The sequence below is a fragment of the Burkholderia sp. Bp9143 genome (assembly GCF_003853645.1).
Classification (GTDB): domain Bacteria; phylum Pseudomonadota; class Gammaproteobacteria; order Burkholderiales; family Burkholderiaceae; genus Burkholderia.
This window is the reverse complement of the sequence record NZ_QTPO01000043.1, coordinates 71,603-79,177: the sequence shown is the minus strand read 5'-3', so window position 1 is coordinate 79,177 and position 7,575 is coordinate 71,603. Positions and strand designations below refer to the sequence as shown.

The following is a 7,575-nucleotide window of genomic DNA, read 5'->3' as shown; positions in this document are numbered from 1 at the left end:
GTGGGCGTCGGGGTCTTCAGCATCCCGCTATTAAAAACAAAACCCTCGCAATTGGCGAGGGTTTGTCAGCAATCTGAGCCGGGGCATGCCCCGGCTTTTTCATGTGCACGCGGTGCGCGACGTTGTCGCTTACGCGTTCTCCGCCAGCGCGTCGGCCTGGCTCGCGCGGATACCGAGGCGCTCGAACAGCGCGCGGTCGCGTTGCGTCTGCGGGTTGCTCGTCGTCAGCAGCTGGTCGCCGTAGAACATCGAGTTCGCGCCCGCCAGGAAGCACATCGCCTGCATCGCGTCGTCGAGCTGCTCGCGGCCGGCCGACAGGCGCACGACGGCCTTCGGCATCGTGATGCGCGCGACCGCGATCGTGCGCACGAACTCGAACGGGTCGAGCGGCGCGGTGCCCTCGAGCGGCGTGCCTTCGATCGCGACGAGATTGTTGATCGGCACCGACTCCGGATACGGGTTCAGGTTCGCGAGCTGCGAGATCAGGCCCGCGCGTTCACGGCGCGATTCGCCCATCCCGATGATGCCGCCGCAGCACACGTTGATGCCCGCGTCGCGCACGCGGTCGAGCGTGTCGAGACGATCCTGGTACGTGCGCGTCGAGATCACCTGGCCGTAGAACTCCGGGGACGTGTCGAGGTTGTGGTTGTAGTAGTCGAGGCCCGCGTCGGCGAGCTGCTGCGCCTGCTCGTCCTCGAGCATGCCGAGCGTCATGCAGGTCTCGAGGCCCAGTTCCTTCACGCCACGCACCATCTCGGTCAGCGCCGGCATGTGGCGCTCCTTCGGGTTGCGCCATGCGGCGCCCATGCAGAAGCGGCTCGCGCCGTTCGCCTTGGCCGCACGCGCGGCGTCGAGCACCGTGTCGACGTCCATCAGCTTCTCGGCCTTCAGGCCCGTTTCGTGGTGCGACGACTGCGAGCAGTAGCCGCAATCTTCCTCGCAGCCGCCCGTCTTGATCGACAGCAGCGTCGACAGCTGCACCGCGTTCGCGTCGAAGTGCTCGCGATGCACCTGCTGCGCGCGGAACATCAGGTCGTTGAACGGCAGCTCGAACAGCGCGACGACGTCGGCGACGCGCCAGCGCTGCGGCGCCGGAGCGGCCACGGGGATCGCGTCGGGTTGCACGGCGGCGGTCTGGGCTTGGGTCATGGTGGGTTTTCCTGTCGTGAATGCGGGGATCGGGGCGTCAATGCTGCACGTGGCGCAGCGTGTCGACGAGCGCGGCGATGTCGAGCATCGCCGCGGCGGATTCGGGGGCGGCCGGGCGCAGGTGCGCGATGCGGCCGAGGAGCGGTGCGCGATGTTCGCGCGCGAGCCAGTCGCGGATCGTCGCGACGTTCTCGTCGGCGTACGACATGGCCGGGTCGACGTGGTTCGCGACCCAGCCGGCGAGCGTGAGGCCGCGCTGGCGAATCGCGTCCGCCGTCAGCAGCGCGTGGCTGATGCAGCCGAGCCGCACGCCGACGACGAGCACGACGGGCAGGCCGAGCGCGACCGCGAGATCGGCCGTGTCCTGCGTGTCGTTGAGCGGCACGCGGAAGCCGCCGACGCCTTCGACGACGACGACGTCCGCGCGCGTCAGCGCTTCGCGGTGGCTCGCGACGATCGTGTCGAGGTCGAGCGTCACGCCTTCCTGCGCGGCGACGATGTGCGGTGCGGCCGGCGTCTTCAGCAGGAACGGCGTGCGCAGCTCGGGCGGCAGCACGACGTTCGCGGCCGCGTCGAGCTGGTCGGCATCCTCGTTGCGCCAGACGCCGTCGCGTTCATACGCGCCGGCGGCGACGGGCTTCAGCGCGGCCGCGCGCAGGCCGTGCCGCGCGAAGCCGTGCAGCATCGCGGCCGACACGAAGGTCTTGCCGATCTCGGTGTCGGTGCCCGTGACGAAAAGAGAGAGTGGTGCCGTCATGCTGCTTCCCTGCTGGCTTCCAGCAGCGCGGCTTCGAGCCGCGCGAGATCGTCGAACGAATGCGCGGCCGACAGCGAGATGCGCAGCCGCGACGTGCCGGCCGGCACCGTCGGCGGCCGGATCGCGGGCACCCACAGACCGTGCGCGTCGAGCGAACGCATCGCCGCGAGCGTCGCGTCGTTGCTGCCGATCACGAGCGGCTGCACGGCCGTATGCGAATCGACCGGCTGCCAGCGCGTCATGCGCAGCAGCGCGCGCGTGCGCTCGATCAGCGCGGCGAGGTGCGCGCGTCGCGCATCGCCTTCGTCGCCGGCGATCACCTTCAGGCTCGCCGATACCGCATGCGCGACGGCTGGCGGCGCCGCCGTCGTGAAGATGTAGCTGCGCGCGCGCTGGATCATCCATTCGATCACGGTCTCGTGCGCGATGACGAACGCGCCCGCGACGCCGGCGGCCTTGCCGAGCGTGCCGACGTACACGAGGTTCGGCGAGCGCAGCGCGGCGGCCGCGAGCGCGCCGCGGCCCTGCGGGCCGAGCACGCCGAAGCCGTGCGCGTCGTCGACGACGAGCCACGCGCCGTGGCGTTCGGCCAGCGCGACGAGTTCGGCGAGCGGCGCGATGTCGCCGTCCATGCTGAACACGGTGTCGCTGACGATCAGTTTCGTTTCGGCTTCCGACGCCTCGAGCAGCGCGGCGAGCGCGGCCACGTCCGCATGCGGATAGACCTGCACGGTCGCGCGCGACAGCCGGATCCCGTCGATCAGCGACGCGTGGTTCAGCGCGTCGGAGAAGATCGTCGCGTGCTTGGCCGCCAGCGCCGTCATCGCGGCGAGGTTCGCCATGTAGCCGGTGCTGAAGTACAGCGCGCGGGGCGCGTCGGAGAAGCCGCCCGCGAAGCCGGCGAGTTCGTCCTCGAGCGTCGCGTGCGCACGCGAATGGCCGCCGAGCAGATGCGAGCCGCCGCTGCCGGAGCCGTAGCGCTGCGCGCCTTCCGCGAACGCGGCGACGAGCGCCGGATGCGCGGCGAGGCCGAGGTAGTCGTTGCTCGCGAAGCCGACGATGTCGCGGCCGTCGACGCGCATGTGCGCGTCGCACGCGGTGTCGGCGGTGCGGCGCACGCGGCGCAGGCCTTGCGCATCGAGTTCGGCGAGGCCGCGCTGCAGCGTGTCGAGCAGCGGCGTGGTGGTGTCCCGCGAAGGTTGTTTCATCGCGCAGCCTCCGCGAGCGTCGCATCGAGCGTGTCGCGCGTGCGTTGCGCGAGCCACGCGATGTCGTCGTCGCTCATCACGTACGGCGGCATCAGGTACACGGTCGTGCCGATCGGGCGCAGCAGCAGTTCGCGTTCGAGCGCGCGCTCGAAGAAGCGCCGCGAGAAGCCGCGCGCCGCGTCGCCGTCGAGCGCGACGTCGAAGGCGAACAGCGTGCCGCGCTGGCGCAGGTGACACACCTGCGGGTGCGCGTCGAGCGGCGCGAGCGCGGCGCGCATCGCGGCCGACTTGCGCGCGTTGCTCGCGAGCACGTCGTCGCGTGCGAACAGGTCGAGCGTTGCGACCGCCGCGCGGCACGCGAGCGGGTTGCCGGTGTACGAATGCGAATGCAGGAAGCCGCGCGTCGTGTCGTCGTCGTAGAACGCCGCGAACACGTCGTCGCGCGTGAGCACGAGCGACAGCGGCAGGTAGCCGCCGCTGATGCCCTTCGACAGGCACAGGAAATCGGGCCAGACGCCGGCCTGCTCGCACGCGAAGAAGGTGCCGGTGCGGCCGCAGCCGACCGCGATCTCGTCGGCGATCAGGTGCACGCCGAATTCGTCGCACAGCGCGCGCAGCCCGCGTACGTACGACGGATCGTGCATTGCCATGCCGGCCGCGCATTGCACGAGCGGCTCGACGATCAGCGCGGCGATCCGGTCGGCGCGTTCGGCGAACAGGCGCCGCACGTCGTCGAGCGCGCGGCCCGCGACGTCGGCGGCCGTCTCGCCCGGCAGCGCGCCGCGCGCGTCGGGCGACGCGACCACGTGCGCGTTGCGGATCAGCGGGTCGTACGCATCCTTGAACAGCGCGACGTCGGTCACGCCGAGCGCGCCGATGGTCTCGCCGTGATAGCTGTTCGCGACGCACACGAATTCGCGCTTGTCCGCGCGGCCGCGGTTGCGCCACGCGTGGAAGCTCATCTTTAGCGCGATCTCGACCGCCGATGCGCCGTCCGACGCGAAGAACGCATGGCCGAGCGTGCGTGCGGTGAGCGCGTGCAGCCGCTCGGCGAGCTCGATCGCCGGCTCGTGCGTGCAGCCGGCGAGCATCGCGTGCTCGAGCGTGTCGAGCTGGTCCTTCAGGGCCGCGTTGATGTCCGGGTTCGCATGGCCGAACAGGTTCACCCACCACGAGCTGATCGCGTCGAAGTAGCGGCGGCCGTCGCGGTCGTACAGCCACAGGCCCGCGCCGCGCGCGACGGGGATGAGCGGCAGGCGCTCGTGGTGCTTCATCTGGGTGCAGGGATGCCAGACCGCGCGCAGGCTGCGCGCGACCCAGTCGTCGGTGGCTGGCGTACTCAAGGCAACTCCGGGGGGTAAAACGGCGGCGGGCATCGAACGGGATACCGCGCGGCGACAGACGGAAAACGCGCTGAGATTAGCGTGTTCCGCCGCACGTTGCACTACCGGTTACAAACGTCGCAAAGCCTTGCCGGACGGGAGTTCGGCGCAGATCCGGGGTGCTCGGGACGGTACGCGCCAATTGCCCCGAAATGACCGCAGATGACGACGTTCGAGTGACACCCCCCGACAGAAAAAAATCGTCGGGCGGGCGGACGCGCGAGGGTGAAAAATCGGGGCGGGAAGGGGGCGCGAAGCGCGACGCAATGCGCAGCGGCGGGCGAATGATGTGTGGAATCAGGCGCGGCCGGGCCAGGAAAAGGCCGGAAAAAGGACAGCAGACGGCGTTGGGGGCGGGGTGCGCTTCGATGGCTCACGTGAGCGCAAGAGCGGGCGTGCGAACGCCGTTGCGGACCGCGCGAGCGTTCACGAAACGGAGGAGGGGAAAGGGAACGCGGGAAGAACGCGACCCTGACGCGTGTCGCGACCCGCGCGTCAGCGCGAAGCCAGCGCGCGCGTGTCGGCGTCGCCGTTGCCGGCCGTCTGCGTCGCGCTCGCGTTCCACACGACACGGTCGTTGACCGCATACAGCCGGCATGCGCCCGCTCCCTGCTTCGCGCAGTTGTCGAGCGCGAGCGCCATCGGATCGTCGCCGCCTTCGGCCCACGACCACGCGCCTTCCGCGGACACCGCGAATGCGCGGCTCGGATGCTGGCTCAGGAAGCGGCGATAGCCTTCACGGCCGGCTTCGTCGAGGAACGGCACCGCCCCGACCGCATCGATCGACGCATAGCCGGTCGCATTCGGTTCGTGCGGGTTGGCGACCGCATAGCGCACCGAGGTCGGCAGGTTCAACTCCGCGAGGAACGCATGCACGGCCGGCCACCACACGGGCACGCCGTCGCGATCGACGATCAGCCGGTGCGCGTCGTCCTTGTAGCGGCCGAAATCGATGAATTGCGCCTGCGTGCCGTGCGACGCGTATGCGTCGTGCATCTGCGCGACGAGCGCGGGCGTCCACACGGAATCGTTGTCGCCATACAGCCACAACGACCGCACGGCCGTATGCGCGCCGTACTGGTCGAACGCGTCGACGAGATTGCGCTGCCAGCCGTCGCAGAGGTCCTGGCGCAGCCCGCCGGAGAAGTTGATGATGCCGCGCACGCCGGGCGCCGCTTCGGTGCCATACGCGACCGACACGAGGCCGCCGTGCGACGTGCCCGCGACGACGATGCGCGACGCATCGATGTACGACTGACGCGACATGTAGCGGACCGTCGCGTCGACGTCGGCGGCCTGCGTGAGGCCGTTCTTGCCGACGTTGCAGCCTTCCTGCTGGTACGTGCCGCCCGACCCGGCGAAGCCCTGGCGGTTCGGCGCGATCACCGCATAGCCGCGGCGCACGAATTCACGCGCGAACGCGAGCGGACGGCTGCGCGGCTGCTGATGGAGATCGCCGGTGTTCTTGCCGTGGTTGAAGACGACGAGCGGGAACGGGCCGGGGCCATTCGGCTTGAACAGCGTGGCCTCGAGCATCACGGCGCCCGAAGCATCGGCCGGAATGCTGATGATTTGTTCGTTGAGGTTCGCGGCGACCTGCGGGAGGCCCGAATCGCCGTAGTCGAAGCGTTCGGCGTGGGCGAGCGAGCCGCTGGCCGTGGCCGAGCCGGCTTGTGCGTTCGGCAGCGTACCGGCCTGAGCGGCCGACAGCGCGCAGGCCGCCATCCATCCCACCAATACCTTGCTGAACGCCATTCGTAAGCCCTGCCATGCAACATGACCAATCCGAGGGCCATCGTAGCCCGACAAATTAAGGTTGTGCAATGCGGGAATTACCCGGCGTCTGACACGGCAACTATTTGTCAGCGTTCACTTACTTCGCCGTCGACATAGCGCCAGAAACCGTGCTCGTCGCGTGTGAAACGACTCGTCTCGTGGAGCCGGTACGCGCGCCCGCCGACCTTGTAGCGGGCCACGAATTCGACCTCCGCGTGCCGTTCGTCGATCGGCGCATGGCGCTTGACCGCGAGGCCGAGCCAGCGCGGCGCGTCGGGCGCATTCGGGTCAGCATCGAGATCGGCCGGGCAGGTGCGCGCGTCCCAGGTCGCGCGCAGGTAGTCGGTCGCGCCGAGCACGTACGCGCTGTACCGCGAGCGCATCAACTCGAGTGCGGTCGGCGCGGCTTCGCCGCCGTCGATGAAGCGGCCGCAGCAGGCCGCATAGCGTGGCGCCGGGGCTTTGCCGGCAGGTGCGGGGGACGCGCCGCCGCACGGGCACGCGTCAGGTCGGTTCAAAATCATGCGAATCGTGAATTAACGACGCCGGGTTGTGATGCCGGCTCACCAGCTGAGCTCGACGCCGTCGTACTGGAAGAAACGGCCGTTGGCCTGCGACACGTCCGCGCCGGCTTCGGCGATCACGCGGCGCATGCCGGTCACGCTGGTTTCCGGATCGATCGCGGCCTGCGCGCCGCCCATGTCGGTGCGCACCCAGCCGGGATGGAGCGAGATGCATGCAGCGTGGCGCGTCTGCAGCGACGCGATGCGCAGCACGTCGTTCAGCGCGGCCTTGCTCGCGCGGTACAGCCAGCCGGTCGTGCCGGTTGCTTCCGCGATGCTGCCCATCCGGCTCGACACGACCGCCAGCACGCCGCGCGCGTCCTCGACGAGCGGCAGCAGGATCGGCAGCAGTTGCATCGGCCCGCGCACGTTCGTATGCATCACCGCGTCGAAATCCTCGGCATCGATCGTTTCGACCCCCTCGGTGCGCGGCCCGTACACGCCCGACACGAGCACCGCGGCGTCGAGCCGTTCGCCGTCGAGCTTCCAGCCGAGCGCCGCGATCTGTTCGGGCTGCGCGATGTCGAGCGCATGTGCGTGCGCGCCGAGTTCGCGCAGCGCGGCGAGCGACGCGTCGTCGCGCGCGGTCGCGATCACGTTCCAGCCGTCGCGCCGGTATTGCCGGACGAATTCGCGCCCCAAGCCGCGCGATGCGCCGACGATCAGTACGGTTTTCATGTTCGCCGCTCCTTTGCGTTGCACCGCCGTCGCGGCAGTGTCGGTGTCAGATCAGTTCGACG

The 7,575-nt window shown here is 69.7% G+C and carries 7 protein-coding genes; all 7 read right to left on the bottom strand.

Features of this window, described 5'->3' with window-relative positions:
- Positions 1-129 precede the first annotated feature (129 nt).
- Complete coding sequence (gene bioB, locus DIE23_RS28225; RefSeq protein WP_124496556.1) at positions 130-1,149, bottom strand: biotin synthase BioB; 1,020 nt, start codon at positions 1,147-1,149, stop codon at positions 130-132.
- Between the two features lie 37 nt (positions 1,150-1,186).
- Positions 1,187-1,906, bottom strand: a complete 720-nt coding sequence (gene bioD / locus DIE23_RS28220) for a dethiobiotin synthase (protein ID WP_124615114.1) — start codon at positions 1,904-1,906, stop codon at positions 1,187-1,189.
- The gene (bioF, locus tag DIE23_RS28215; RefSeq protein ID WP_124615113.1) at positions 1,903-3,114 is read right to left on the bottom strand and encodes an 8-amino-7-oxononanoate synthase; all 1,212 of its coding nucleotides are present in this window, start codon (positions 3,112-3,114) and stop codon (positions 1,903-1,905) included. The genes bioD and bioF overlap by 4 nt, the downstream gene beginning before the upstream one ends.
- Positions 3,111-4,457 carry an adenosylmethionine--8-amino-7-oxononanoate transaminase gene (gene bioA / locus DIE23_RS28210; RefSeq protein WP_124615112.1) on the bottom strand — a complete coding sequence of 449 codons (1,347 nt, stop codon included), beginning with the start codon at positions 4,455-4,457 and terminating at the stop codon, positions 3,111-3,113. The genes bioF and bioA overlap by 4 nt, the downstream gene beginning before the upstream one ends.
- A gap of 534 nt (positions 4,458-4,991) precedes the next feature.
- Complete coding sequence (locus DIE23_RS28200) at positions 4,992-6,251, bottom strand: dienelactone hydrolase family protein (RefSeq protein WP_124615111.1); 1,260 nt, start codon at positions 6,249-6,251, stop codon at positions 4,992-4,994.
- Between the two features lie 107 nt (positions 6,252-6,358).
- Entirely contained in the window at positions 6,359-6,796 is a 438-nt protein-coding gene (locus DIE23_RS28195) for a YchJ family protein (protein ID WP_124615110.1), read from the bottom strand.
- Positions 6,797-6,835: 39 nt separating this feature from the next.
- Positions 6,836-7,513, bottom strand: coding sequence for an SDR family oxidoreductase (locus DIE23_RS28190; protein ID WP_124615109.1), 678 nt, complete (start codon positions 7,511-7,513; stop codon positions 6,836-6,838).
- Between the last annotated feature and the right edge of the window lie 62 nt (positions 7,514-7,575).